Consider the following 1,061-nt stretch of genomic DNA (forward strand, 5'->3'; position numbering starts at 1 on the left):
TCCCTCAGAGGAGCCTTTTTTTAGTTGGTAATGGTTATGATTAAAAAATGTTTATTCCCTGCTGCGGGTTACGGTACACGTTTCCTTCCAGCGACTAAGTCGATGCCGAAAGAAATGATGCCAGTGGTGAACAAGCCATTGATTGAATACGGTGTTGAAGAAGCGATTGAAGCCGGTATGGACGGTATGTGCATCGTCACGGGTCGTGGTAAGCACTCGTTAATGGATCACTTTGATAAAAACTATGAGTTAGAGCATCAAATTAGCGGTACAAGTAAAGAAGCGCTGCTTGATGATATTCGTTCTTTGATTGATTCTGCGAGTTACACTTACATCCGTCAGCGTGAAATGAAAGGCTTAGGTCACGCTATTCTTACGGGACGTGAATTGGTCGGTGATGAACCGTTTGCTGTAGTGCTTGCGGATGACCTTTGTGTTAATGAGGATCAAGGCGTTCTAGCGCAAATGGTTGAGCTGTACAAACAGTTCCGCTGTTCAATCGTTGCGGTGCAAGAAGTTCCGGAATCAGAAACGCATAAATACGGTGTGATTGCTGGCGAGATGATCAAAGATGATATCTTCCGCATTGATAACATGGTGGAAAAGCCAGAACCAGGCACTGCACCTAGCAATCTAGCGATTATTGGTCGTTACATTCTGACACCTGATATCTTTGAACTGATTGAAAATACAGAGCCAGGCAAAGGTGGCGAGATTCAAATCACTGATGCGCTGATGCAACAAGCTCAATCTGGTTGTGTTTTGGCATACAAATTTAAAGGTCAGCGCTTTGATTGCGGTAGCGTAGAAGGCTACATTGAAGCAACAAACTACTGTTTCGAAAACTTGTACCTAAAAGATGAAAAGAAGTCTGAATTAGGTAAGCACGCAACAAAGAAAGAAGTGTAAACCTTTCATCAGCCTAGACTCTAAAGCCCGGTTTTATACCGGGCTTTTTGTTTACTGTTTTTTTGTCCAGTATTCCTTTGCACATTTCTCACACTATGTAATACTTGCCCCACTTGGTTATACATAGAGCAAAAACGATGGATAAAATAGAA

General features: G+C 42.4%; 1 protein-coding gene. It reads left to right on the plus strand.

Annotated features, from left to right (window positions below; genetic code table 11):
• Nucleotides 1-36 precede the first annotated feature (36 nt).
• Complete coding sequence (gene galU, locus R7Q47_RS26310; RefSeq protein WP_318090268.1) at nucleotides 37-909, plus strand: UTP--glucose-1-phosphate uridylyltransferase GalU; 873 nt, start codon at nucleotides 37-39, stop codon at nucleotides 907-909.
• The last annotated feature ends 152 nt before the right edge of the window (nucleotides 910-1,061 follow it).

Source organism: Vibrio sp. Vb0349 (genome assembly GCF_033338975.1).

Excerpts from the sequence above, each read along its gene's own strand:
- galU (WP_318090268.1), top strand. The coding sequence starts at position 37 with ATGATTAAAAAATGTTTATTCCCTGCTGCGGGTTACGGTACACGTTTC.